The organism is Actinomadura geliboluensis (genome assembly GCF_043197915.1).
Classification (GTDB): Bacteria; Actinomycetota; Actinomycetes; order Streptosporangiales; family Streptosporangiaceae; genus Spirillospora; species Spirillospora geliboluensis.
The window spans coordinates 178,352-201,756 of sequence record NZ_JBICUA010000001.1 but is presented as its reverse complement, the minus strand read 5'-3'; the positions used below and the strand labels follow the sequence as shown (position 1 = coordinate 201,756).

Sequence of the window (23,405 nt, the reverse complement as noted above, 5' to 3'; positions counted from 1 at the left end):
CCATTAATAAATGAATGTGCATTTATAAAAGCATCCGCACCCCGCGCGCGCAACCGCAGTTACGTATCGTGACGGCAGGGTAGCCATAGGCAATGACCGGCTCGCCTCAGCCCGAACGCGGTGTCTCCTATCCGGTCACCGCCCTGTTCATGGCGGCCGTCTTCCTGCTCGGCGCGGCGTTCATCGCGTCCTACGTGGGCGGGCTCCACGCGCCGCACCCGCACCGGCTGCCGGTGGCCGTGGTCGGCCCGCCGGACGCCGCGGCCCGTGTCGGCGCCGCGCTGGACCGCCGGGGCGACCAGTTCGACACGCGCGCGTACCCGACCGCCGAGTCCGCGCGGCGGGCGATCCGCCACCGCGACGTCTACGGCGCCTACGTGCCGCAGCAGGGCCGGCTGCTCGTCACCACCGCCTTCGGCCCGGCCACCAGCGGCCTGCTGCGCGGCGCGTTCGCGCAGGTCGCGGCGTCCAGCGGGCAGACCCTGGCCGTGCAGGACGTGGTGCCCGCCGACCCCGGGGACTCCGAAGGGCTCGTCCCGTTCTACCTGGTGATCGCGTGGATCGTCAGCGGCTACCTCGTCGCCGCGATCGTCGGCCTCTACCGGGGGATGGCGGCCCGGACGCCGCGCGACGCGGTCGTCCGCCTGCTGGCCTTCGCGGTGTACTCGGCGGCCGTCGGCGCCGCCGGGACGCTGATCGTGGAGACCGGCTACGGCTACCTGCCCGGCCACCCCTGGCTGCTCACCGGCGTCGGCGCGCTCTGCGTGTTCGCCATCGCGGTCGCGACGGCCGCCGCCGAGAGCCTGCTCGGCATCATCGGGACGGCACTGGCGATCGTGGTGTTCGTCGTGCTCGGCAACCCGGCCGCCGGGGGGCCGTGGCCGCTGCAGATGCTGCCGGGGTTCTGGCGGGATGTCGGCCCGTGGCTGCCCAACTGGGCCGGGACGGAGGCGGTCCGGAACGCCGTCTACTTCGACGGCAACGACCTGGCCCGGCCTCTGATCGTGCTCGGCTGCTACGCCGCCGCGGGGATTGTGCTCGTCCTGCTGCTCGCGGGCCGCAGCAACCCGGTGATGCGCTTCCCCGGCCCTCCGGTCGAGTGATCAGCCGTCGGGCAGGCCGAAACGCACCGGCACGCCCGGCGAGTACAGCACGCTGACCGGCTCGCCCAGCGGCCCCGGCAGCCCCGCCGCCGCCACGAGGTCCTGCTCGCAGCGCAGCAGCGTCGCCCGGTGCAGCGGCCAACGCGGGTGGACGTTCGGCAGGAACCGCACCCGCCCGAAGACCTCGTTGTGCATGCCCCAGCGCGCGGTGAGGAAATGCTCCAGTTCGGACGGTTTCGCCACCCGCTCGCCGATCCGCACGTCGATCCGGCTGTAGGCGCCGCGCGGCCCGGGCCACCGCCGTGAGCTGGTGTAGCTGACGACGTCCTTGCGGGCCCGGACGGACATGCGCGACCACTGGTACGGCATCCGGAACACCGCCCGCGCGATCGCCACGGGCAGCAGCCGCGAGGCGTCCAGCGACCGGAACACCACGCCCCGCCGCCCCCGCGCGTCCACCGAGTACAGCCGGACGTTCGTCTCCGGGAACGTCCCGAGGTAGGGGACGCCGGGCAGCCCGAGCCACCCGACCCGGTCCATCCAGAAGGCGACGAGGCCGACATAGGTGACCCCGTCCAGCGTGTCGGGTTCGACGCCGTCCGGCAGCAGCGGCGCGACCCGCCGCGGCTCCACGGCCCAGTGGACGAACGCCAGGTCGAGCCACCACTGCGTGAGCAGTGGCCGGGAGATCACTCCCGGCGCGTCGGCCGCAATGGGCTCCGGCATCACGGACACGGCGCCATCGTCCCACGACCCCTCCGGCCGGACGCTTGCCAGGGCTCCCCTGGACCCGGACGGCGCCGCGCCGGCGATCACCCGCCGGTCCGCGTGGGAGCGTTCCTCCGGTCAGCCGGACGGCTCCAGCTCGACGATCGAGTGCAGCCCGCCCGGCCTGACCGAGCCGACCCGCAGACCGGCCGACGCGGCCAGCTCGCCCAGTTCGGCCAGGGTGCGCTCCCTGCCGCGGACGTAGCACAGCATCCGCAGGTCGCCTTCGGTGTCCCGCGTGTCGCCCTCGACGTTGGCGACGTGCTCCACCACGAGCACCTTCCCCGTCCCCGCTGCCGCCTCGGCGCACCGCCGCAGGATCCGCGCGGCCTGCTCGTCGTCCCAGTCGTGGAGGACGCCCGAGAGCAGGTATCCGCCGGCCCCGGCGGGAAGGGGGTCGAAGAAGCTGCCCGCCTCGGCGTCGGCCCGGTCGTCCAGCCCGGCCCCGGCGATGGCCGCCTTGGCGCGCGCGATCGGCCCGGCCAGGTCGATCACCGTTCCGCGCAGGTCTTCGTGGGCGCGAAGGAGGGCGATCAGCAGGCTCCCGTCGCCGCCGCCCACGTCGACCACGCGACCGAGGCCGCCCCAGGGGTAGGCGGCGGCCAGCACGGGCGCCTCCTCCGCCAGCCGCCCGCCCATCAACGCGTCGAACGACGCCGCACGCCGCGCGTCGGCCGACAGGTCCTCCCAGAACGTCCGGCCGAAACGACGCGGGAAGGCGGGCTCCCCGGTGCGCACGGTGTGGAGCAGTTCGGTGAAGCACAGATCGGCATGCCCGATGGCCCCTTCCAGGTCGAGCCAGACCCGCAGGCCCCCTGGATGGTCATCGCGAAGCTGCTCGCCCAGGTCAGTCAGCTCATAGGCGCCGTCGTCCTCGCGAACCAGCACACGGGCGGTCACCAGATGCCCCATGAGCCGTCCCAGCGCGTCGGCTTCGGCGCCCGCCGCCGCGGCGAGCGCCTCGACCGTCCGCGCGCCGCCCGCGATGTGGTCGGCCAGCCGCAGCGTCGCCGCCACCCGGATCGCCATCGGAGTGAGCAGATCGGCGGCCGCCCACAGCTCCCCGCCCCACCCCTGAGCATCCTCGGCCATGGCGCCTCCTCGACGGTCGTCCGGTCCCGCACCGGCAATCCTGGCACCGCCCCGCCCACGGCAGCGCGCCTTCGACCCGGTCCCGTCGGGGAGGGCGCGGTAAATTCTGATCGTGAGCTGGGACCGTGAAGGGGTGCTGGCGGGCCGCTACCGCAACCTCGGGCGGATCGGGCAGGGCGGCATGGGGTCGGTGTGGCGGGCCCATGACGCCGACCTCGACCGCGAGGTCGCCATCAAGGAACTGCGGGTGCCCGAGCAGGTCACCGAGCAGGAGCGGGCGGTGTGGTACGCGCGGATGGAGCGCGAGGCCCGGGCCGCCGCCCGGCTGCGGCACCCGGCCATCGTCACCGTCTACGACCGGGTCATGGGCGAGGACGGCCGCCCGTGGATCGTGATGGAGCTGATCCGGGGCTGGTCGCTGGAGCGGCTGCTGGCGGAACAGGGGCGGTTACCCGCGCGGCAGGTGGCCGCAATCGGCCTGGCGATGCTGGACGCCCTGTCGGCCGCGCACGCGCAGGGAATCGTGCACCGCGACGTCAAGCCCGCCAACGTGCTGCTGGAGGGGGAGCGGGTCGTCCTCACCGACTTCGGCATCGCCGCGGTGGAGGGCGACGCCACGCTCACCCGCTCGGGCGCGGTGCTGGGCACGCCCGCCTACATGTCGCCCGAGCAGGTGCACGGCCACCCTGCCACGCCCGCCTCTGACCTGTGGTCGTTAGGCGCGACCCTGTACGCGGCGGTGGAGGGCCGCCCGCCGTTCACCGCCCCCACCCACAGTGCCCTGTTCATCGCCATCGCCACACAGGAGCCGCCCCCACCCGCGTGCGGCGGGCCGCTCGCGCGACTCCTGACCGGCTTGCTCCGCAAAGATCCCGCCGCCCGGCTGACTCCCGCACAGGCCCGCGCCCTGCTCACCGCCGTGGCCGATGGCGGCGAACGGCCTACTGCCCCTAATCGTCCGTCAGCTCCGGGGCCCGCGCACGAAAGCCGCCGTCCGGTCGCCGCCAGGGGCGCTCTCGCCTGCGCCTGGACCGCCGTCGCCGGCACCCTCCTGTTGCCGTTCCAGCTCCACGACGGGATGGGGGCGAAAGTCGTGCTGGAGGAAGGCCCGTACTGGCTGATGGGGCTGCTGGTGCTTCTGATCGCCCTCTCGGCATGGCTGTGGAGCCTCCCGCACCGGCCCGTGCTCGTCCTCGCCGGTGTGGTCGTCGTCGACCTGGCGGCCCTCCTCGCGGCGCCGGTGGGACGGATCCCCATCGCGGCGGACCTGTGGTACTCCGGGACCGCCGACGTCGGGTACGGCATGGTCTTCGCCTGGCTGGCGGGCGCGGCCGCGCTCATGCTCGCCTTCACGGCGGTGAACAGGCCACTGCTCGCCGGAACGCCGTCCCGCAGGCCGCTCGGGGCACTGCTCGGGCCGGCCGTCGTCCTTGAGGGCTTCGTCGCGGTGCTGTGGCCGGTGATCGCCTTCGGGGCCCTGGGCAGGTCGGTCAACCTGGCCCCGGTCACCGTCGACCTCATCGACGAATGGATGCTCGTGACCGCGCTCGCCCTCATGGGCCTGGCCTGGACCACCGTCCAGCTCGCCCGCCAGGCCGACCGGCCTAAGGCGGACGCCGGCCACGGCGGCACGTGATGCCCGTCCGCCAGGGGACCGTATGGTGCGTGGTCGCACCGGTGCGAGGGCTGATTGCAGGTCGGGAACACGCAGGTGGAGCGCCGGCTTCGCGGGGGCCGGCTCTCGTGCACCTGGCGGAGGACACCCGGTAAAGCGCCCCCGCCACCCGCATCTACAAGGAGGAATGCCGGTCCTTGAGTTTGGTGAGGAAATCGTTCCAGGCGCGGGGAGCGAAGGTGAGGACGGGGCCGTCCGGATCCTTGGAGTCCCGCACCGCCACCCCCTGGTCGGCGCCCGCTATCTCGACGCAGTCGCCTCCCTGGGAACCACTGCGGCTGCTCTTGCGCCAGGTCGTGTGCGGAAGATCTGAGCCTCTCATAGCTCCGACATTATGCTGTGGATCATGTCGAGCGAGGCCGCTTCTGGAAGACAGGCCGACCGGACCTCCTCGAAGATTCTCCGGTACTGATCGACCTGCTCGTCGTCCTCTATGAGCCATTGGCCAGTGGGGTGATCCGTTAGCGTCGTGCTGAGTATCGGCGCGCCGATGTCCAGCAGTTGGAACTGGCCGACATACGCCGGACCTGCGTCAACGGCCAGAGGCAGGACGTGGAGTAGCACGTTGTCGAGTTCCGCCTGGTTCAACAGTCTCCGAAGTTGAGAGCGCATCACATTGCGGCCGCCGCGCATCCGGCGAAGCGCTGCTTCGTCGAGGATGACCTCGAGAATTGCCGGTGATCCGCCGAACAGTATCTGCTGCCTTGCCAGACGAAATTCCACGTAGCGCTCCAAGGTGGCGTCCGGGTGCTTGGGGGTGAGACCTCGGATGACGGCGCGGGCGTAGCTTTCGGTCTGGAGGAGGCCGGGGATGAACGTGGTCTCCGTGGTGATGATGCGGGAGGCGTCGTATTCCAGGGAGACCCGGTCGAGGGCCTCGGGGCTGACCAGGTCTCGGTAGGCGTCCCACCAGCCCGGTTGGCGGTCTTGTTCGGCCAGGGTCATGAGGGCGGCGCGGAGGTCGGTGGGGACGTTGTACCGGTCGAGGATGAAGCCGAGGTCGCGGAGGCGCAGCCATTGCACGCCGTTCTCGATCTGGCTCAGGGACGAGGGGGAGCGTTCGAGGTGCGCGCCGGCGGTCTTGAGGGTGTATCCGGACTCCTCACGCAGTCGGCGGAGCACTCGTCCGATCTTGCGGCGGCGCGTCGTGGACAGGGTCGCTTCCGACATGTGATCAGAGTGTCACGCTACGGAGTCGGATGTCCGGAAAACGGGAGAGCGCTGAATTTTCAGTGAGGGGTCCTTTCGGAGAACACGGAACGTGGTGCGGCCGTCGCGCCGTGCTTGGAGCCTGAGTCCCGAGAGAAGGGATCTTCATGGCGATCAGCGAGGTCATCGCGGCGCTCACGCTGCCGGGCGTGGAGCGGTCGGCGAAGCATGTGCGCCTCTTCGCGCGGGACATGCTGGGGGAGGGGCATCCGTCGCTCGGGGACGTCCAGACGTGCGTGAACGAGGCGTTCACGAACGCGGTCGAGCACACCGCGTCGGGGCGGCGGGGGAGGGTGACGGTGCTGTTCTCCGTGATGGACGGGGACGTCGTCGCCGAGGTCGCCGATGACGGGGCGGGCGGGACGCGGCCGGTGATGCGGGACGATCCGCTCGCCGAGGACGGGCGGGGGCTGCGGATCATCGACGCGCTGAGCCTGGAGTGGGGCGTGCGGCCGGACGGGGAGCGGACGGTGGTGTGGATGCGGTTCCCCGGGCCGCCGCCCCTCCGGTTGGACTAGCGCCGGGTCGGCAGCGCGGCGCGGGCGATGGCGTCGCGTTCGGCCGCTTCGCGTTCGGCGGCGGCCTGTTCGGCGGCGGCGCGCTCGTCGTAGGCGGCGCGGGCCGCGGCGATGGCGTTCTGGTGCTCCTCCGTCCAGACGACCAGCGCGTTGATGGTGCTGTGCAGGGTCGCGCCCATCGGCGTCAGCCGGTAGTCCACGCGCGGCGGGACGGTCGCGTGAACCGTGCGGCTCACCAGGCCGTCGCGTTCCAGGTGCCGGAGCGTGCGGGTCAGCATCCGCTGGCTGACACCGTCGATCGCGCGGCGCAGCTCGGTGAAGCGGAGGCTCCGCTTGTCGAGCAGCGCGATCACCAGCAGCGACCATTTGTCGGCGACGCGGTCGAGGATCTGCCGCACCTCGCAGTCGGCGCGCTGGTCCCACTGGAGAACGTCGTCGTCGATGCCGGTATCCCCGCAGTAACCGAGGGACCCGGAAGTGCCGTCTTCCATGCTCACCGATGGTGCCCGACGATGTTGCCGGTTACAAGAGGGAACCGGCGGGCACTCGGGGAACCGCTCCGGGACCGGTTCCCCGTCGAAGGAGAGCCGGGCGACGATGTCCGATTCGAGTGTGCGGATGAGCGGACGCGCGTGGGGCGTCCTGATGGTGCTGTGCGGCGCGATCTTCCTGGAGGGGATCGACGTCGCGATGCTGAACGTGGCGCTGCCGTCGATCCGCGCCGACCTGGGGCTGTCCACCGGGATGCTGAGCGGCGTGGTGAGCGCGTACGTGCTCGGCTACGGCGGATTCATGCTGCTGGGCGGCCGGGCCGCCGACCTGCTGGGGCACCGGCGGATGTTCCTGCTGTGGCTGGCGGTGTTCCTGGTCTTCTCCGGCGTCGGCGGATTCGCCACCGGGGGCTGGATGCTGCTGGCCGCGCGGTTCGTCACGGGCGTCGCCGCCGCTTTCATGGCGCCTGCCGGGCTGGCGCTGGTCACCTCCACCTTCCCCGAGGGCCCGGCGCGCACCCGGGCGCTCGGAGTGTACGCGGGGACGGCGGCGGGCGGGTTCTCGCTGGGCTTGGTCGCCGGCGGCGTGCTCGCGTCCTTCGGCTGGCGGTGGGTGTTCTTCGCGCCGGTCATCATGGCGGCGCTGATCCTGGTGGCGGCGCTGGTCCTGCTCCGCGGCACGGATGCGGCGCGCGCCGAGGGCGGATTCGACATCGCGGGAGCGCTGGCCGTCACGGGGGCGATGCTGCTGCTGGCGTACGGGGTGGTCCGGCTGGAGAATCCCGGCGAGGGCGCATGGCCGACAGCCGCCGTTTTCGCGGCGGGCGCGGCGCTGCTCGGGCTGTTCGCCGCGGTCGAGCGGCGGTCGAGGTCGCCGCTGGTGCGGCTCGGCATCCTGCGGACGGTCCCGCTGGTGCGGGTGAACGTGGCCGCGCTGCTGTTCCTGGGTGCGTTCGCGGGCTTCCAGTTCCTCGCCACCCTGTACTTCCAGGAGGTGCGCGGCTGGAGCACGATGCAGACCGGCCTCGCCATGCTGGTGATCGGCGTCGACACGGTGCTCGCGCCCACGCTGACCCCGCGACTGGTGAACCGCTTCGGCAACACCCGCGTCCTGTTCGGCGGGATGCTGCTCGCGGCGGCCGGGTACGCACTGTTCCTGCCCGTCGGCGCCGACTGGGCCTACACCGCCATGCTGCCGTCGCTGGTCCTGCTCGGCCTGGCCTTCTCGCTGTGCTACGGGCCGCTGACGATGGCGGCGACCGAGGGTGTCGAGGAGGGCGAGCACGGCCTGGCGGGCGGCCTGCTCTACACGTCCTTCCAGTTCGGGACGGCGCTCGGGCTGTCGGCCGTCACCGCCGTCAGCGTCGCCGCCGGCACGGGCCTGGACGCGCTGCGGACCGCCCTGGCCGTCCCGGCCGCGGCGGCGGCACTCGGCGCGGTCGTGATCGCGTTCGGCCTCCGTGCACCCGCCGCCCCGGACGAAGCGTCCACCAGCGGAAGCACGCGCGCAGAGCCGGCCAAGACCGCCGCCTGAGCAGGAAGGGAAGAGCAGTGGCCACGAAAGCGACGTTGTTCGCCGAGATCAAGGACCAGTTCGACGCCTGCATCGGCGACATCGTGTACGCGACCATGACCACCGTCGACGCCAAGGGGCGTCCCCGGTCAGTCCTCGCTCGTGATGCGGTTGAGGCGCTCCACGGCGTTCGCGAAGTCCTCGACCATGTCGTAGACGACCTGGCGGGCGGGCTTGACGGTGTTCATCAGGCCGACGCACTGGCCGACGAAGTAGTTGGCGAGCGCGCGGGCGCCGGGGTTTCCGGACTCGGCCACCTTGGTGATCTGCCGCATCGCGCCCTCGGCGACGATCATCTGCAGCGGCATGCCGAGCGGGCCGGGGGACGCGGGGCCCTCCCACTCCTCGGTCCAGGCGGAGCGCAGCTGCCGGGCGGGCTTGCCGGTGCGCGACCGCGACCGGATCGTGTCGCGGGACGTGGCGGCGAGCATCTTCTCCTTGACGGCCGGGGACGTCTCCGCCTCCTCCGTGGTGAGCCAGACCGAGCCGCACCAGACGCCGGACGCGCCGAGCGCGAGCGCGGCGGCCATCTGCCGGCCGGTGGCGATGCCGCCCGCCGCGAGGACGGGCACCGGCGCGACCGTGTCGACGACCTCGGGGACGAGCACCATCGTGGAGATCTCGCCGGTGTGCCCGCCGGCCTCGCCGCCCTGCGCGATGATCAGGTCGGCGCCGGCGGCGACCTGGCGGCGGGCGTGCTCGGACGTGCCGACCAGCGCGGCGACGGGGACGCCCGCCTCCCGGGCCTTGTCCACCATGAGCGGGGGAGGGGTGCCGAGGGCGCTGGCGATGAGCCCGATGGGGTGCGCGAGCGACACGTCGATCAGCTCGGTGGCGCCCTTCTTGGTGACCTGCGTGCCGCCGCGCGAGTTGGACCGCCTGGCCTTGTCGAAGTCGGGCAGCGGCACGTCGTACTTCTCGAACAGGCCGGTGAGGAACGTCCAGTGCTCGTCCGGGACCGCGGCGAGCATCGCGTCGAGGCCGCCGCCGCTCTCCGCCGCCTTGTCGATCTTGCCGGGGACCAGCACGTCCACCCCGTAGGGGCGGCCGTGGACGTGGTCGTCGATCCAGCGCAGCTCCTCCTCCAGCCGCTCGGGGGTGTAGGCGACGGCCCCGAGGACGCCGAATCCGCCGGCGTTGGTGACGGCGGCGACGACGTCGCGGCAGTGGCTGAAGGCGAACAGCGGGAACTCGATGCCGAACCGTTCGCAGACCTCGGTGTTCATGCCCCGACGCTAATGGACCGAACGTCATTCGGTCCAGTGCCGGCCGGGGCCCGGGAGGCCGGTGCCGGTCAGGGCCGGAACAGGATGTAGGACTCGCCCTCGTCCGGATGCTCGAACACGGCCCACAGCGGCAGCCCCTCGCGCAGGTCCGCCCCCGCCACGCCGTCCAGCCGGGCGTGCAGCCACGGCCCTTCGGCCAGCTCGACCAGCGCCAGGAAGGCCGGCGGGTCCTTGGGCAGGACGGTCCAGGTCACCAGGGTCGCGGCGCCGCTCGCCTCGGCCCAGCCGAGGTCCTCCTCGCCGCACCCGGGGCAGCCGGCGGCGTCCGGCGCGAACCACTGGTCGCACGCCTCGCAGCGCTTGATCACGAGGCGGTCGGACGCGGTGCCGTCGAAGAACGGGTCGGTGCGCCCGTCCCGCCGCAGAACGCCGATCTCCATCGGCTAGGCCCCCTTCCGGTGCGGGCTGACGATCAGCGTGGAGTGGTGGTCGAGGATGCCGCCGTTCCCGCTGACGAGGATCACGTCGGTGGCCGGCGCCTGCCGCTCCCCGCCGTCCCCGCGCGCCTGGATCACGGCCTCCGACAGCGGCGTCATGCCCCACATGTAGTACGCCGACAGCTGCCCGCCGCCGGTGTTGGTCGGCAGCGACCCGCCCGGCCCGAGCGCGCCCGACGCGGCGAACGCGCCGCCCTCGCCCTTGGCGCAGAACCCGTAGTCCTCCAGCGACACCAGGACCGTGTAGGTGTAGCAGTCGTACAGCTCGCACACGTCCACGTCGGACGGGGTGATCCCGGCCATCTTCATCGCCGTCGCCCCGGAGGAGGCCGCGCCGGTCGTCAGGCCGAAGTCGCTGCCGCGCTCCTTGCGGTGCCCGGGGTGCCCCTGCCCCCAGCCCCACAGGTGGACGGGCGGCCGGGCCAGGTCGCGGGCCCGGTCGTCGCTCGTCACGATGACCGCGACGGCGCCGTTGGAGACCAGGCAGCAGTCCAGCAGGTGCAGCGGCTCGGACACCCACCGCGAGTTCTGGTGGTCCGCCAGCGTGATCGGGTCGCGCATCTGCGCGAGCGGGTTGCGCGACGCCCACTCCCGCGTTGCCACCGCGATCGCGCCGAGCTGCTCGCTGGTCGTCCCGTACCGGGCCATGTGGCGCTGCGCGGCGAGCGCGTAGTAGGAGTTGACGCTGCGCAGCCCGAGCGCCGCCGTCATCCCGCCGAACCCGTACCACTCACGGGCGTCGCGGTTGTAGGCCGAGCCCGCCGACTGCTTCGGCTTGAGCGGTGCGTCCGCGAACACGCACGCCACGGTGGTCGCGGTGCCGCTGAGCACGGCCGACGCCGCATACGACACCATCGCCCCGGCCGTCGCGCCGAACGCGTTGACCTGCGACAGCAGCCGCAGGTCGCGCAGCCCGAGGGTGCCGGCCAGCTCGATGCCGGGGGAGCCGCCCATGCCGTGGCTGACCAGCAGCCCGTCCAGGTCGCCGAGCGCCAGGCCCGCGTCGGCGGCGGCGAGCCGCACCGCGTCCGCGGCCAGCCGCCGCGGGCTGCGCCCGTACACCCTGCCGAGCTCGGTCATCCCGAGCCCGGCGATCGAAGTGCCCCTCGAAGTGCCCATCGCCTCGCTCTCCTCGTCCGTAAGTGCCACCGTACAGAACGACGTTCGGTATGGAACCGGGCGGGGTGATCAGGAGCGGGCGCGGAACGCGCCGCGGTAGGCCAGCGGGGACGCGCCGACCTGCCGGGCGAAATGGGCGCGCAGCGTCACCGGCGAGCCGAACCCGGCCTCGGCCGCGACCCGCTCGACCGGCAGGTCCGTGCTCTCCAGGAGCTGCTGCGCCCGGTGCACGCGGGCGCGCGCGAGCCACTGCCGCGGCGTCGTCCCCGCCTGCTCGCGGAACCGCCGGGTCAGCGTCCGGACGCTCACCGACGCCTGCCGCGCGATGTCGTCCAGCGTCAGCGGCCGGTGCAGGTTGGCCTCCAGCCAGGCCAGCGTCGGCTGGAGCGCGGCGCCCCCGTCCGGCGGGTCCTCGTGCCGGATGAACTGCGCCTGGCCGCCGTCCCGCTGCGGCGGCATCACGATCCGGCGGGCGGTGCGCGCCGCCGCCGCCGAGCCGTGGTCGCGGCGGACGAGGTGCAGGCACAGGTCGATCCCGGCCGCGACGCCCGCCGAGGTGAGGACCTGCCCGCCGTCCACGTACAGCACCGACGGATCGACCTCGACCTCCGGGAACCGCCGGGCCATCGCCCCGGCGTACCGCCAGTGCGTGGTGGCGCGGCGGCCGTCCAGCAGCCCGGCCGCGGCCAGCACGAACGCGCCGACGCAGATCGAGGCGATCCGCGCGCCGCGCCCGGCCGCGCGGCGCAGCGCGTCCAGGACCTCGGCGGGCGGGTCGGACCGCACGTCCTCGTGCCCGGGGACGACGACCGTGTCGGCGGCGGCGAGCGCGTCCAGGCCGAACGGGGCGTCCACCCGCATCCGCCCCAGCGCCGCGGACGTCGCCGCGCCGCCCGGCGGCGTGCACACCCGCGTCTCGTAGAGCGGAGCGCCCCCGGACGCGGTGGTCACGCCGAACACCTGGCCCGGGACGGCGAGGTCGAACGCCACGACACCGTCCAGCGCGAGCACCGCCACCACATGCATGGCCAGAACGTAGCGCATATCGGCAATCCGGACACTGGCCGGGCCGCCGCCCGGCGGCGGACGATCAGTGGCGTTCCCCAGCGGCAGCTAAGAAGGAGTCTTCGTGTCCGACCATTTCGCCGAGTTCGCACTGCCCGACACCGACCTGACCCGCATGGCCTACGACCTGGTGTTCGCGACGGCGCCCGCCGCGCTCGCCAACCACAGCGTCCGCACCTACCTGTTCGGCCGCGCGCTCGGGGAGGCGCGGGGCGTGCGGCCGGGCGCCGACTACGACGACGAGGTGCTGTTCCTCGCGGCCGTCCTGCACGACATGGGCCTCACCGAGCAGGGCGACGGCGGCGGGCGCTTCGAAGTGGACGGCGCCGACACCGCCGCGCGGTTCCTCACCGGCCACGGCCTGGACGGCGAGCGGGCCCGCGTCGTCTGGGAGGCCATCGCCCTGCACACCAGCAGGGGCATCGCCGAGCGGATGCGCCCCGAGATCGCCCTCACCCACGCCGGCAGCGGCGCCGACGTCGTCGGCATGGGCGCGGACGCCCTCCCGGGCGGCCTTACCGACCGCGCGCACACCGCGTTCCCGCGCCTCGCACCGGGCGCCGGCCTCACCGAGACCATGGTCGAGCAGATCGCCCGCGAGCCCGCCAAGGCCCCGCTCGGCAGCTTCCCGGCCGAGATCGCCCGCCAGTACGGCGCCGGCGCCTCTGCCCTCGACTGGGCGCGGCTCGTCGCCGGTGCCTGGCCCGGCGTCCGCTGAGACGGGCACCGCCGAGACGCCTACGGCCGAAACGAGTACGGCCGAAACAAGTGCCGCCCGCGTCCCCGGGGCGACGGGGACGCGGGCGGCGGGCCGGAGATCCGCTCAGGACGCCAGGACGGCCTGGAGGAAGTCCCGGGTGCGCTGCTCGGACGGCTCGCCGAAGATCTGCTCCGGCGGGCCCTCCTCGACGATCTGGCCCTGGTCGAACATCAGGACCCGGTTGGAGATGTCCTTGGCGAAGGCCATCTCGTGCGTGACGCACAGCATCGTGAGGTCGCTCTGCCGCGCGATGTCGCGCAGCAGGTCCTGGACGCCGACGACGAGCTCGGGGTCCAGGGCGGAGGTGACCTCGTCCAGCAGCAGCACCTTCGGCTGCATGGCGAGCGCCCGCGCGATCGCCACCCGCTGCTGCTGGCCGCCCGACAGCTGGGTCGGGTGCGCGTTCTCCTTGTCGGCGAGGCCGACCATGTCGAGCAGGCCCTTGGCGCGCTCGACCGCCTCGTCCTTCGGCACCCCCAGCACCCGCACCGGCCCCTCGGTGAGGTTGCGCAGCACGTTCATGTTGGGGAACAGGTTGAACTGCTGGAACACCATGCCGACCTGCTTGCGCATCTCGTGCAGGTGCTTCTGGTTCGCCGGGACGCGCCTGCCGCCCCGCTCCATGTGCCAGAGCGTCTCGTCGCCGATCCAGATGAGGCCCTCGTCGAGCTTCTCCAGCGTCATCAGCAGCCGCAGGATCGTGGTCTTGCCCGAACCGCTCGGCCCGATCAGCGTCACGCGCTCGCCCGGCGCCACCGTGAAGTCCAGCTCGCGCAGGACCACGTTGGGGCCGAACCGCTTGACCACCTTCTCGAAGCGGATTCCGGGCGCGGCGCCGTGCGGCAGGTCCGCGGCGGGCACGCCCTCGGGCGCGGCGTCCTTCCCGGTGGAGGCGCCCTTCTCCAGGACGACGTCGGACGCGGTGTCTGCCGCTGCGTCCTTCGGCACTTCCGGTGTGTTAGGTGGTGGCATAACGCCTCTCCAAGCGGCGGACGAGTATCGAGGATATGACGCTGACGAGGACGAACAACAGGCCGACCATCGTGATCGGTTCCAGGAACTGCAGGCTCTGCGAACCGACCTTGTACGCCGAGAACAGCAGCTCCGCGACGTTGATGGCCAGCAGCATCGGCGAGTCCTTGAACATCGCGATCAGGTAGTTGCCGAGCGTCGGGATCACGCGGCGGATCGCCTGCGGCAGGATCACGTCCAGCCACACCCGCGACTTCGGCAGGTTCAGCGCGGTGCACGCCTCCCACTGCCCCTTCGGCACGTCCGCGATCCCGGCCCGGTACACCTCGGCGGTGTAGGTCGAGTAGTGGACCCCGAGCGTGATGATGCCCGCGGTCAGCGACCCGATCGTGATGCCCCACGCGGGCAGCACGAAGAACACGAAGTACAGCTGCGGGATCAGCGGGGTCGACCTGATGAACTCGGTGATCCACCGGATCGTCTGGTTGAAGACCCTGCTCGGGGTGCGGCGCAGCAGCGTCCACACCAGCCCGAGGACGATCGCGATCACATAGCCGCCGAGCGTCGCGACGACCGTGTAGCGCAGCCCGCTCAGCAGGTCGGGGAGGATGTCCCCGGAGTACTGCCAGTCCCAGCTCATCAGCCGGCCACCCCCGCTCCGGGGGCGCCCGCCGCGACCGTCCCGAGGGACGGCTCAGCGGGCAGCCGGCGGCCGAGCATGCGGTCCACGCGGCGCTCGGCGTACCGGACGAACAGCTGCAGCACCTGCGCGATGACGAAGTACAGGACCAGCACCATCGTGAACGCCGCGACGGTCTCGCCGGTGCTGCCCTGGATGTTCTTCGACACGCGGGTCAGGTCGACGAGACCGACCAGGGACACGATCGCCGTTCCCTTCATCAGCTCGATGAGCAGGTTGCCGAACGGCGGCAGCATCAGCGCGAACGCCTGCGGCAGCAGCACGCGCCGCATCCGCTGGAACGGGGTGAAGTTCAGCGCGATCGTGGCCTCGTACTGCGCCTTCGGGACGGCGTTGATCGAGCCGCGCACCACCTCCGCGCCGTAGGCGCCGACGTTCAGGCCGAGGGCCAGCACGGCCGCGAACATCGTGGTGAACCGCAGGCCGATGAGCGGGAGCGCGTAGAAGAACCAGAACAGCAGCACCAGCGTGGCGTTGCCGCGGAAGAACTCCACGTAGAACCGGTTCAGCACGCGCACCCACGCGTGGCGCGAGGTGCCCGCCATGCCGAACAGCAGGGCGAGCACCAGCGCCAGCGCGCCGCCGAGCAGGGTGAGCCGGACCGTGACCCACGCGCCGTCCAGCCACTGGGGGTAGCTGTCGAGGACGTCGGACACGCGCGATCAGCCCTTGCAGAACTTGGCGGCGGTGTCGTCCGGGCCGGGCATGTCGGCCTGGGTGAAACCGAAGGGCTGCAGGACCGGAAGCAGCCCGTTCTGCTGCTTGAGCTTGTCGAGTTCGCCGTTCCAGGCGGTCAGCAGGTCCGAGTCGGCCTTGCGGAACGCGAACGCGCCCGCGCCGAACTGCTCCTTGCCGTCGATGACCGGGATGAACGCCTCGGTCACCTCGAAGCCCTCGCCCTGGTGCTTGGACAGCAGGTCGGCCAGCGAGATGCGGGTCAGCCAGATGCAGTCGACGCGGCCGGCCTTGAGGCCCTCGTAGGCGCTCGCCTGGTCGGCGTAGGTCTTGATGTCGCCCTTCTTCACGCCGCTCTTCTCGGCGTAGCCGGCCTCGACCGCGCCGGTGAGGACGCCGACCTTGACGCCCTTGGCCGCCGGGTCCTTCTCGTTCTTCAGCCCCTTCGGGTTGCCCTCCTTGACCATGAAGGCGCTCTTGGCGACGTACTCGGGGTTCGCGAACGCCGCGGACGCGCACCGCTCCGGGTTGATGAACATGCCGGCGGCGATCGCGTCGAACCGCTTGGCGTTGAGCCCGGCGATCAGCCCGCCGAAGTCGACCTGCACGCCCTTGATCTCGTCGATGCCGAGGTTCTTGAAGATGACGCGGGCCAGTTCGGGCGCCTCACCGGTCAGCTTCCCGGATTTGTCGGTGAAGCCGTACGGCGCCTCGTTGGCGAAGCCCACCGTGATGGTTCCGGAGTCCTTGGCCTTCTGCAGCGTGCCGCCGCCCGCCTTCTCCTTCTCCGGATCCGTCGTGGAGCAGCCCGCCGCGGCAAGCGGCGCCGCGGCGGACAGCAGCACGGCGGTGCGGAGGAAGTCTCGTCTCGAAGAAGTCATCGTTGAACTCCTGTCGGGTGTGCCACGCGCACGCGGGGGGCCGGTGGTAAACGGCCCCCCGCGTGCGCGGGGCGAACGGTCGGGGTTATCGAATTGTTGTCAGCCGGTCAGTCGAGCACCGGGCTGAAATCGCGTGCGCCGATGAACGTCGGCCGGGGAGCGGGAGCCGAGAAGGGCTCGACGCACGTGTTCTCAACGCTGTTGAACACGATGAACACGTTGGAGCGCGGGAAGGGGGTGATGTTGCCGTTCGAGCCGTGCATGCAGTTGCAGTCGAACATGGTCGCGGAGCCCGCCGGGCCGGTGAACAGCTCGATTCCGTGCTTGTCCGCGAGAATCGACAGGCTGTTCGGGTCGGGCGTCCCGATCTCCTGGCCGCGCAGCGACTCCTTGTAGTGGTCGTCCGGGGTCTCCCCGACACAGGCCACGAAGGTCTTGTGCGAGCCAGGCATAATCATTAGCCCGCCATTGTGCACGAAATTCTCGGTGAGCGCTATGGATATGCTCACCGCGCGCATGCGCGGCATGCCGTCCTCGGCGTGCCAGGTCTCGAAGTCGGAGTGCCAGTAGAAGTCCTTGCCGGTGAAGCCCGGCTTGTAGTTGACCCGGCTCTGGTGCACGTAGACGTCCGAGCCGAGGATCTGCCGGGCCCGGCCGACCACGCGGGGGTCGCGGACGAGGCCGGCGAACACCTCGCTGATCCGGTGGACCTCGAAGATGGAGCGGACCTCGTCGGAGCCGCGCTCGGTGACCGTGCGCTCGTCGGCCAGGACCTCCGGGTCCGAGGACAGCCGGCGCAGCTCGGCGCGGTAGTCCTCGACCTCCTCCGGCGCGAGCAGCTGGTCGACCGACAGGAAGCCGTTGGCCTCGAACGCGTCGAGGGTGGCGCCGTCGATGGGCCCGTCCTCGGGGCCGCCGTGCACGACCGGGTCCTGCCGGTACAGCAGCGCCGCCTCGGCGGCCTTCCGGGTGGGGTAGGCGTCGTCGATGGTCGGATGGGACTCGATGATGCTCATGCGTCCTCCTCAGTCAGCAGGGGGTAGACACCGTTCTCGTCATGGACCTCCCGGCCGGTGCAGGGCGGGTTGAAGACGCACACCGTCTTGACGTCCGTGTGCGCGCGCAGCGTGTGGTGCTCGTGGCCGTTGAGCAGGTACATCACGCCGGGCCTGATGTCGTGCTTCTCACCGGTCTCGTCGTTGGTGAGCTCGCCCTGGCCCTCGATGCAGTAGACGGCCTCGATGTGGTTGGCGTACCACATCTTCGTCTCGGTCCCCGCGTACAGGATCGTCTCGTGCAGCGAGAATCCGACGCCCTCCTTGGCGAGCACGAACCGGCGGCTGCACCAGGTCGGCGCCTGCACGTCGCGCTCGGTGCCGACGATCTCGTCAAGGGAACGAACGATCATGAAACTCCTCTTTCCAGTGGTGCCGGGGGCGCGGCGGTGGTTCCGGGTGCGGTGCGGTGCCGGGCGCTACGGCGCGGTCAGACCGCGACCTTCGTGCGGACGGCCTCGACCGAGTCCGCGATGATCTCCAGGCCGTGCGCCAGCTCGGCCTCGGTCGTGGTGAGCGGCGGCAGCAGCTTGACGACCTCGCCCTCGGGGCCGGAGGTCTCCATCAGCAGGCCGCGGGCGAACGCCTCGCCGCACACCTTCGGGGCCGTCTCGGGGTCCTTCATCACCAGGCCCCACGCGAGGCCCCGGCCGCGGACGGAGTCGACCGCGCCGGCGTGCGAGAGCGCGATGTCCTGCAGCGCGCGCTCGACCTGCTGGCCCTTGGCGAGGGTCTGCTTCTCCATGTCGTCGCCGGTCCAGTAGTCCTCCAGCGCGGCGACGGCGGTGACGAACGCGGGGTTGAAGCCGCGGAAGGTGCCGTTGTGCTCGCCCGGGTCCCACACGTCCAGCTCCCGCTTCATGAGCGTGACCGCGAACGGCAGCCCGTAGCCGCTGAGCGACTTGGACAGGCAGACGATGTCCGGGGTGATCCCGGCCTCTTCGAAGCTGAAGAACGGGCCGGTGCGGCCGCAGCCCATCTGGACGTCGTCGACGATGAGCAGGATGTCGTGCCGGCGGCACAGGTCCTGCAGGCCGCGCAGCCACTCGGCGGTGGCGACGTTGATGCCGCCCTCGCCCTGCACGGTCTCGACGATGACGGCGGCGGGCTTGTCCAGGCCGCTGCCGCTGTCGTCGAGCATCGTGTCGAACAGCAGGAAGTCCGGGGTGCGGCCGTCCAGGTAGTTGTCGTACGGCATGGCCACGCCGTGGCCGAGCGGCACGCCGGCGCCGGTGCGCTTCATCGAGTTGCCGGTGACGGCGAGCGCGCCGAGCGTCATCCCGTGGAAGGCGTTGGTGAAGCTGACGACGGTCTCGCGGCCGGTGTACTTCCGCGCGAGTTTCAGCGCGGCCTCGACCGAGTTGTTGCCCGCCGGGCCCGGGAACTGGACCTTGTAGTCCAGCCCCCGCGGCTGCAGGACGTACTCGCTGAATCGTTCCAGGAACTCCCGTTTCGCGGCGGTGTACATGTCGAGGCTGTGCACGATGGAGTCACTGGCGAGATAGTCCAGCAGCCGGCGTTTCAGCTGCGGGTTGTTGTGCCCGTAGTTGAGGGTGCCGGCACCGGCGAAGAAATCGAGGTACGTTTTACCGTTCTCGTCGGTCATGTGGCTGCCCTGCGCGGTGGTGAACACCGTGGGCCACCCTCGGCAGTAGCCGCGGACTTCCGATTCCAGGCGGGCGAAAGCGTCCATGTCTGCCTCCCAGGCAGTCGGAGTGGGGGAGCGGATGGGGGGTGGAGTGGGTCAGTTCGCGGCGGCGATCGGGCCGATCCTGAAGAGCACCTCGGGCTCGTGTCCCCCATCGGGGAAGTGCTCCGCGCCGAACAGCGGGCTGCGGGCGACCTCGCACCCGCGGTCCCGGGCGAACGATTCGAACATCGCGGTGGAAGCGGTGTTGTCCGGGGTCACCGTGGCCTCCATGTACCGGTGCCCGCGTGGCGCGAGCCGGTCGGCGAGGCGGTCCAGCATGCGGCGGGCCAGGCCCTGGCCGCGGTGCTCGCGGTCGACGGCGACCTGCCACACGAAGAACGTGTCCGGCCGGGACGGGCGGACGTAGCCGGTGATGAAACCGCACGGGCCGGCGCCGTCGCGCGCCACCACGGAAGTGTCCGCGAAATCGCGGCACCAAAGCGTGTAACTGTACGGCGAGTTGACGTCCAGGACCTGTGAGTCCCGGGCGATCCGCCACAGCCGCGGGCCATCGGAGAGGCTCGGCTCCTGGAGTTGCACTTCCGCGTTCGTCTCGTTCGCGTCCGGGCGTCGGGTCGGTGATTCCAGGGGTTGCGCTGCCATGTCCAGGCAACTTAGCGAATCTCGCGCCGTGATCGCAGAGGAATGTTATCGGCGGGATGTTTAGCCGCGCATCGCGCTGGGTAGGGTTAAGGGCTTTGCCGAATTCGGTGCAATTCGAATGGGCGCCGCGCGGGCGGTGGTCGGCCTTTCCCGCTGATACGCAGGAGGTACTGCCGAACTGATCGCGGAAGCACCCAGGACGCTTCCTGAACGTCAGCTTAATGTTCCGGCGTCGCCCCGGGAGGGGTTTTGTGTATCGGTTGTGTGAGGTAAGTCACTTAGATTCGGTGTCAACGCGCGGGGTGCGGCGGGCGTCACGTCGCATCGCCAGAGGTCGTCCGGTCGCGGGCGTTCTGGGGCGGATGGGGACCACGGCGTTGGGGCGGGCCCTGGGAGGCCGCACCTGGTTGCCTTCAAGGGGCAGGATCACTGACCACGCGGTAAGGAGTGGGTTGCCGATGAGTAAGAGATCGCGGGTTTCGGACTGAGGAGGCGCCGGCCGGGGCCCGCCGTGGGGGGCCGACCCCGGCCGCATATCGGCCCGGTTGACTGCCACGTTAGGGAGTGGCCGCTTCTCGCGGGACCGTCGTGCCGTTCTTTTTGCCGGGCAAGCCGCTATCTTGACCGGCTCATTTCGTTCTAAACCGTGTCTTTACCGTGCCGCGCGGCGAAGCGGTCGGTCGCCTCGATCAGCCGGTGCAGGATTCCCGGCTCGCTGAACGCGTGGCCCGCGTCGTCCACGAGGTGGAAGTCGGCCTCCGGCCACGCGCGGTGCAGGTCCCACGCCGTCGCCGCCGGCGTGCACACGTCGTAGCGGCCCTGCACGATCACCGCCGGGATGTGGCGGATCTTGTCCACGTCCCGGATCAGCTGCTCGTCCTCGAAGAACCCCTCGTTGACGAAGTAGTGGTTCTCGATGCGGGCGAACGCCACCGCGTAGTCCGGCTCGCCGAACCCCGCCGCCAGCTCCGCGTCGGGGCGCAGCGTGATCGTCGAGCCCTCCCAGGTCGCCCACGCCTTCGCCGCCGCGACCCGCACCTCCCGGTCGGGGGAGTTGAGCCGCTCGTTGAACGCCGAGATGAGGTCCTCCCGCTCGTCCTCGGGGATCGGCTCGACGTACTTCTCCCACAGGTCGGGGAACAGCAGGGACGCGCCTTCTTGGTAGAACCAGTACAACTCGAACGGGCGCAGGGTGAAGATGCCGCGCAGCACCAGCTCGCTCACCCGGTCCGGATGGGTCTGGGCGTAGGCCAGCGACAGCGCGCTGCCCCAGCTCCCGCCGAACACCAGCCAGCGGTCGATGCCGAGGTGCTCGCGCAGCCGCTCCATGTCCGCGACGAGGTTCCAGGTGGTGTTCGCCTCCAGCGACACCTCCGGGTCCTTCGCGTGCGGCACGCTGCGCCCGCAGTTGCGCTGGTCGAACAGGACGATCCGGTACGCCTCCGGGTCGAACTGCCGGCGGTGCGCCGGGCTGCACCCGGCCCCCGGGCCGCCGTGGACCATGACCGCGGGCTTGCCGTCCGGGTTCCCGCAGACCTCCCAGTAGATCTCGTCGCCGTCGCCGACGTCGAGCAGCCCGGAGTCGTACGGCTCGATCGGCGGATACAGGGTGCGAAGCTCCATGAGGCGCGATTGTCCCACCCGCCCCGCCCGTCCGCCCGATGTGACCCGCGGCACCGTGGGACGGCTCGTACCGGCCGCCATCTGGGCGTCTTCGTGCGGGAACGCCGCAGGGGAGTCGAGAAAGTAAACCCCAAACTGGGCAAACGCTCCGCTGGTCGGGACTAGAGTGCCTTCAGTGAGCGAAGCGAGGAGCCACAGGGCCGGCAGCGGAGCGAACGAGATGTGCACAACGACCCCCGCGAACGCGGCCCCGCGCCGCCGGGCGAGGAGACACGTGAGCGAAGTGACGAGCCGTCCGAGGAAAGCGGCGAGCAGGCCGGGCGGCGCCATGCCGGTCGCCGGGCTCCCGGCCGTGAGGCGAGGAGAACGGTGAGCGAGCTGAACGGATCGGGCGGCAACCGCGGCGTCCCGGACGCGGCGGCGCCCTGGCCCGCCATGGGACGCGACCCGGGCCGCCCGCACGAGGCCGCGCCGCCGGCCCTGCCGGCCGCGCAGCAGCCGATCCAGATGGCCAAGCCCGGGCAGGGCGGCGGCCGCCACGGCCAGACCGGCGAGATGGTGCGCCCCGACGCCGAGCAGCCCGAGGCCCAGCCCTGGGACATCGTCGAGCGGCTGCGCCAGATGGCCGACCTCATCGGCGACGCGCTCGCCGCCGGGGAGCGCAAGGTCAGCGAGGCGCAGACCGAGACGGCCGCGCAGATCGCAGCCGTCCAGCAGGAGAAGGAGTCGGCGCAGCGCGACGCGGCCGCCGCCTGGGGCGAGGTGCAGCGCGCCCGCGGCCAGGCCGAGCAGGCGGACCGCCGCGCCGTCGAGGCCGAGCGCCGCGTCACCGAGGCCCAGAACGAGTCCGCCGCGCAGGTCGCCGCCGTCCAGCAGGAGAAGGAGTCGGCGCAGCGCGACGCGGCCGCCGCCTGGGGCGAGGTGCAGCGCGCCCGCGGCCAGGCCGAGCAGGCCGAGCGCCGCGCCGTCGAGGCCGAGCGCCAGGTCGCCGAGGCCGAACGCCGCGCCGCCGAGGTCCAGAACGAGGCCGTCACGCAGATCGCCGCGCTCCAGACCGAGAAGGAGAACGCGCAGCGCGACGCCGCCGCGGCGTGGAACCAGGCCCAGCAGGGCCGGGTCCAGGCCGACCAGGCCCGCGCCCAGGCCGACCAGGCGCGCGCGCAGATGGAGCAGGTCCAGGCCCAGATCGAGCAGGCCGAGCGCCGCGTCGCCGAGGCCGAGGCCACGGTCCGCCAGGCGATTCAGCAGCGCGACGCCATGAGCGAGGCCCGCGACGACGCGCTGCGCGCCGTCGAGGACGCCGTCGGCGGGCGCCGCTCCGCCGAGGCCGAGCGCGACCGCGTCGCCGAGCAGGCCGCCGAGCTGTCCCGCGCGCTGGAGAACGCGCACGCGGAGCTGGCGCAGCTGCGCGCCAAGGTCACCGACGCCGAGATGACCGCGCAGAACCTCCAGCACGCGGTCGTCGCCGCCGGCAAGGAGGCCGACGAGTCGCGGCGCCGCGCCGAGGTCGCCGAGCGCCGCGCCCAGGAGAACGAGCGCCGCGCCCAGGAGGCCGAGCGCCGCGCGCAGGACGCCGAACGCCGCGTCCAGGAGGCCGCCGGCCGCGCCGAGGCCGCCGAGGCCGAGCGCCAGCAGGCCCTCGACACGGCCGCGCAGTCCCTGGAGGCCGCCAAGAAGGCCGAGCGCGAGCGCGACGCCGGAGCCAAGGCCAGGGAGGCCGCCGAGCGCACCCGCGAGGCCGCCGTCCAGGCCCAGGCGCGCGCCGAGTCCGAGCTGACCCTCGCCCGCGGCCGCGCCGACCAGGCCGGCCGCGAGCGCGACAAGGCCGTGACCGGGATGCGGCAGATGGCCGCCGAGCGCGACGCCATCGCCGAGAAGCTCGCCGAACGCGACCAGTGGGTCGACCAGCTCGCCCAGGCCGTCACCGAGCAGCGCGCCCAGATCGCCGAGCTGTCCCAGGAGCGCGACGCCGCCCGCCAGGCCGCCGACCAGGCCCGCTCCCTGATCGACGAGCTGACCCGCCAGCTCCGCACGATCATGCCCAGCGCCGCCACCCCGCGCCTGTAGGGCCCTCCAGCACGCGACGGCGCCCCGACCCGGCCCGGGTCGG

At 71.9% G+C, this 23,405-nt stretch carries 24 protein-coding genes; 6 read left to right on the top strand and 18 right to left on the bottom strand.

The features are described 5' to 3' along the window. Positions 1–92: 92 nt before the first annotated feature. Positions 93–1,103 carry a hypothetical protein gene (locus ACGFI1_RS01000; protein WP_386868616.1) on the top strand — a complete coding sequence of 337 codons (1,011 nt, stop codon included), beginning with the start codon at positions 93–95 and terminating at the stop codon, positions 1,101–1,103. Here ACGFI1_RS01000 and ACGFI1_RS00995 read toward each other — a convergent pair whose 3' ends face one another. Both ACGFI1_RS00995 and ACGFI1_RS00990 read right to left on the bottom strand, forming a co-directional pair. After that, entirely contained in the window at positions 1,104–1,829 is a 726-nt protein-coding gene (locus ACGFI1_RS00995; protein ID WP_392783202.1) for a YqjF family protein, read from the bottom strand. It lies immediately after the preceding gene. Positions 1,830–1,949: 120 nt separating this feature from the next. Beyond that, complete coding sequence (locus tag ACGFI1_RS00990) at positions 1,950–2,963, bottom strand: methyltransferase (protein WP_392781752.1); 1,014 nt, start codon at positions 2,961–2,963, stop codon at positions 1,950–1,952. 112 nt (positions 2,964–3,075) lie between these two features. On the opposite strand from ACGFI1_RS00990, the gene ACGFI1_RS00985 reads away from it, so the two are divergent. Continuing rightward, positions 3,076–4,599: a serine/threonine-protein kinase gene (locus ACGFI1_RS00985; RefSeq protein WP_392781749.1), complete on the top strand. Its 1,524-nt coding sequence runs from the start codon at positions 3,076–3,078 to the stop codon at positions 4,597–4,599. A 154-nt stretch (positions 4,600–4,753) separates the two neighbouring features. Here the strand turns inward: ACGFI1_RS00985 and ACGFI1_RS00980 are convergent, their stop codons facing one another. Further along, a complete protein-coding gene (locus tag ACGFI1_RS00980) occupies positions 4,754–4,960 on the bottom strand; it encodes a DUF397 domain-containing protein (protein WP_392781746.1) in 207 nt (68 codons plus the stop codon). Further along, positions 4,957–5,808 (bottom strand): helix-turn-helix domain-containing protein, encoded by an 852-nt coding sequence (locus tag ACGFI1_RS00975; protein WP_392781744.1) that lies wholly within the window; start codon positions 5,806–5,808, stop codon positions 4,957–4,959. The genes ACGFI1_RS00980 and ACGFI1_RS00975 overlap by 4 nt, the downstream gene beginning before the upstream one ends. Positions 5,809–5,954: 146 nt before the next feature. Here ACGFI1_RS00975 and ACGFI1_RS00970 point away from each other — a divergent pair, with 146 nt between their 5' ends. Continuing rightward, entirely contained in the window at positions 5,955–6,365 is a 411-nt protein-coding gene (locus ACGFI1_RS00970; RefSeq protein ID WP_392781741.1) for an ATP-binding protein, read from the top strand. Here the strand turns inward: ACGFI1_RS00970 and ACGFI1_RS00965 are convergent. Further along, on the bottom strand, positions 6,362–6,856 hold the full coding sequence (locus tag ACGFI1_RS00965; RefSeq protein WP_386868606.1) for a winged helix-turn-helix transcriptional regulator: 495 nt from the start codon (positions 6,854–6,856) through the stop codon (positions 6,362–6,364). The two genes, ACGFI1_RS00970 and ACGFI1_RS00965, sit on opposite strands and share 4 nt — an antisense overlap. A 106-nt stretch (positions 6,857–6,962) precedes the next feature. On the opposite strand from ACGFI1_RS00965, the gene ACGFI1_RS00960 reads away from it, so the two are divergent. Then, a complete protein-coding gene (locus tag ACGFI1_RS00960; RefSeq protein ID WP_392781738.1) occupies positions 6,963–8,390 on the top strand; it encodes an MFS transporter in 1,428 nt (475 codons plus the stop codon). A gap of 128 nt (positions 8,391–8,518) precedes the next feature. Here ACGFI1_RS00960 and ACGFI1_RS00955 read toward each other — a convergent pair whose 3' ends face one another. The 4 genes from ACGFI1_RS00955 to ACGFI1_RS00940 form a co-directional block, all read right to left on the bottom strand. Further along, on the bottom strand, positions 8,519–9,655 hold the full coding sequence (locus ACGFI1_RS00955; RefSeq protein WP_138639686.1) for an NAD(P)H-dependent flavin oxidoreductase: 1,137 nt from the start codon (positions 9,653–9,655) through the stop codon (positions 8,519–8,521). Between the two features lie 68 nt (positions 9,656–9,723). Then, positions 9,724–10,095 carry a Zn-ribbon domain-containing OB-fold protein gene (locus ACGFI1_RS00950; protein WP_392781735.1) on the bottom strand — a complete coding sequence of 124 codons (372 nt, stop codon included), beginning with the start codon at positions 10,093–10,095 and terminating at the stop codon, positions 9,724–9,726. 3 nt (positions 10,096–10,098) lie between these two features. Then, positions 10,099–11,271 carry a thiolase family protein gene (locus ACGFI1_RS00945; protein ID WP_386868600.1) on the bottom strand — a complete coding sequence of 391 codons (1,173 nt, stop codon included), beginning with the start codon at positions 11,269–11,271 and terminating at the stop codon, positions 10,099–10,101. A 69-nt stretch (positions 11,272–11,340) separates the two neighbouring features. After that, a complete protein-coding gene (locus ACGFI1_RS00940) occupies positions 11,341–12,297 on the bottom strand; it encodes a GlxA family transcriptional regulator (protein ID WP_392781732.1) in 957 nt (318 codons plus the stop codon). A gap of 103 nt (positions 12,298–12,400) precedes the next feature. On the opposite strand from ACGFI1_RS00940, the gene ACGFI1_RS00935 reads away from it, so the two are divergent. Further along, the gene (locus ACGFI1_RS00935; protein WP_392781729.1) at positions 12,401–13,054 is read left to right on the top strand and encodes an HD domain-containing protein; all 654 of its coding nucleotides are present in this window, start codon (positions 12,401–12,403) and stop codon (positions 13,052–13,054) included. A 105-nt stretch (positions 13,055–13,159) separates the two neighbouring features. Here the strand turns inward: ACGFI1_RS00935 and ehuA are convergent, their stop codons facing one another. The 9 genes from ehuA to pip all read right to left on the bottom strand — a co-directional run bounded on the left by ehuA (position 13,160) and on the right by pip (position 21,295). Next, positions 13,160–14,044 (bottom strand): ectoine/hydroxyectoine ABC transporter ATP-binding protein EhuA, encoded by an 885-nt coding sequence (ehuA, locus tag ACGFI1_RS00930; RefSeq protein WP_387073896.1) that lies wholly within the window; start codon positions 14,042–14,044, stop codon positions 13,160–13,162. Between the two features lie 10 nt (positions 14,045–14,054). Next, a complete protein-coding gene (ehuD, locus tag ACGFI1_RS00925) occupies positions 14,055–14,708 on the bottom strand; it encodes an ectoine/hydroxyectoine ABC transporter permease subunit EhuD (RefSeq protein ID WP_171069284.1) in 654 nt (217 codons plus the stop codon). Next, a complete protein-coding gene (gene ehuC, locus ACGFI1_RS00920) occupies positions 14,708–15,424 on the bottom strand; it encodes an ectoine/hydroxyectoine ABC transporter permease subunit EhuC (protein ID WP_301175752.1) in 717 nt (238 codons plus the stop codon). The genes ehuD and ehuC overlap by 1 nt, the downstream gene beginning before the upstream one ends. Before the next feature lie 6 nt (positions 15,425–15,430). Then, a complete protein-coding gene (ehuB, locus tag ACGFI1_RS00915) occupies positions 15,431–16,324 on the bottom strand; it encodes an ectoine/hydroxyectoine ABC transporter substrate-binding protein EhuB (RefSeq protein ID WP_301175753.1) in 894 nt (297 codons plus the stop codon). A 107-nt stretch (positions 16,325–16,431) separates the two neighbouring features. After that, positions 16,432–17,340: an ectoine hydroxylase gene (gene thpD, locus ACGFI1_RS00910; RefSeq protein WP_138639678.1), complete on the bottom strand. Its 909-nt coding sequence runs from the start codon at positions 17,338–17,340 to the stop codon at positions 16,432–16,434. Beyond that, positions 17,337–17,732: an ectoine synthase gene (locus ACGFI1_RS00905; protein WP_176196534.1), complete on the bottom strand. Its 396-nt coding sequence runs from the start codon at positions 17,730–17,732 to the stop codon at positions 17,337–17,339. Before ACGFI1_RS00905 ends, thpD begins: the two co-directional genes overlap by 4 nt. A 77-nt stretch (positions 17,733–17,809) precedes the next feature. After that, positions 17,810–19,072 carry a diaminobutyrate--2-oxoglutarate transaminase gene (gene ectB, locus ACGFI1_RS00900; RefSeq protein WP_386868592.1) on the bottom strand — a complete coding sequence of 421 codons (1,263 nt, stop codon included), beginning with the start codon at positions 19,070–19,072 and terminating at the stop codon, positions 17,810–17,812. A 51-nt stretch (positions 19,073–19,123) separates the two neighbouring features. Then, positions 19,124–19,672, bottom strand: a complete 549-nt coding sequence (ectA, locus tag ACGFI1_RS00895) for a diaminobutyrate acetyltransferase (RefSeq protein ID WP_138639676.1) — start codon at positions 19,670–19,672, stop codon at positions 19,124–19,126. Positions 19,673–20,311: 639 nt separating this feature from the next. Beyond that, positions 20,312–21,295, bottom strand: a complete 984-nt coding sequence (gene pip, locus ACGFI1_RS00890) for a prolyl aminopeptidase (protein ID WP_392781726.1) — start codon at positions 21,293–21,295, stop codon at positions 20,312–20,314. Positions 21,296–21,664: 369 nt separating this feature from the next. Here pip and ACGFI1_RS00885 point away from each other — a divergent pair, with 369 nt between their 5' ends. After that, positions 21,665–23,362: a hypothetical protein gene (locus ACGFI1_RS00885; protein ID WP_386868588.1), complete on the top strand. Its 1,698-nt coding sequence runs from the start codon at positions 21,665–21,667 to the stop codon at positions 23,360–23,362. The last annotated feature ends 43 nt before the right edge of the window (positions 23,363–23,405 follow it).

Bases quoted from the DNA above. Each gene is read 5' to 3' on its own strand.
- ACGFI1_RS01000 (WP_386868616.1), top strand. From the start codon at position 93: ATGACCGGCTCGCCTCAGCCCGAACGCGGTGTCTCCTATCCGGTCACC.
- ACGFI1_RS00995 (WP_392783202.1), bottom strand. From the start codon at position 1,829: ATGCCGGAGCCCATTGCGGCCGACGCGCCGGGAGTGATCTCCCGGCCA.
- ACGFI1_RS00990 (WP_392781752.1), bottom strand. From the start codon at position 2,963: ATGGCCGAGGATGCTCAGGGGTGGGGCGGGGAGCTGTGGGCGGCCGCC.
- ACGFI1_RS00980 (WP_392781746.1), bottom strand. From the start codon at position 4,960: ATGAGAGGCTCAGATCTTCCGCACACGACCTGGCGCAAGAGCAGCCGC.
- ACGFI1_RS00975 (WP_392781744.1), bottom strand. From the start codon at position 5,808: ATGTCGGAAGCGACCCTGTCCACGACGCGCCGCCGCAAGATCGGACGA.
- ACGFI1_RS00970 (WP_392781741.1), top strand. From the start codon at position 5,955: ATGGCGATCAGCGAGGTCATCGCGGCGCTCACGCTGCCGGGCGTGGAG.
- ACGFI1_RS00965 (WP_386868606.1), bottom strand. From the start codon at position 6,856: ATGGAAGACGGCACTTCCGGGTCCCTCGGTTACTGCGGGGATACCGGC.
- ACGFI1_RS00960 (WP_392781738.1), top strand. From the start codon at position 6,963: ATGTCCGATTCGAGTGTGCGGATGAGCGGACGCGCGTGGGGCGTCCTG.
- ACGFI1_RS00955 (WP_138639686.1), bottom strand. From the start codon at position 9,655: ATGAACACCGAGGTCTGCGAACGGTTCGGCATCGAGTTCCCGCTGTTC.
- ACGFI1_RS00950 (WP_392781735.1), bottom strand. From the start codon at position 10,095: ATGGAGATCGGCGTTCTGCGGCGGGACGGGCGCACCGACCCGTTCTTC.
- ACGFI1_RS00945 (WP_386868600.1), bottom strand. From the start codon at position 11,271: ATGGGCACTTCGAGGGGCACTTCGATCGCCGGGCTCGGGATGACCGAG.
- ACGFI1_RS00940 (WP_392781732.1), bottom strand. From the start codon at position 12,297: ATGCATGTGGTGGCGGTGCTCGCGCTGGACGGTGTCGTGGCGTTCGAC.
- ehuD (WP_171069284.1), bottom strand. From the start codon at position 14,708: ATGAGCTGGGACTGGCAGTACTCCGGGGACATCCTCCCCGACCTGCTG.
- ehuB (WP_301175753.1), bottom strand. From the start codon at position 16,324: ATGACTTCTTCGAGACGAGACTTCCTCCGCACCGCCGTGCTGCTGTCC.
- thpD (WP_138639678.1), bottom strand. From the start codon at position 17,340: ATGAGCATCATCGAGTCCCATCCGACCATCGACGACGCCTACCCCACC.
- ACGFI1_RS00905 (WP_176196534.1), bottom strand. From the start codon at position 17,732: ATGATCGTTCGTTCCCTTGACGAGATCGTCGGCACCGAGCGCGACGTG.
- ectB (WP_386868592.1), bottom strand. From the start codon at position 19,072: ATGGACGCTTTCGCCCGCCTGGAATCGGAAGTCCGCGGCTACTGCCGA.
- ectA (WP_138639676.1), bottom strand. From the start codon at position 19,672: ATGGCAGCGCAACCCCTGGAATCACCGACCCGACGCCCGGACGCGAAC.
- pip (WP_392781726.1), bottom strand. From the start codon at position 21,295: ATGGAGCTTCGCACCCTGTATCCGCCGATCGAGCCGTACGACTCCGGG.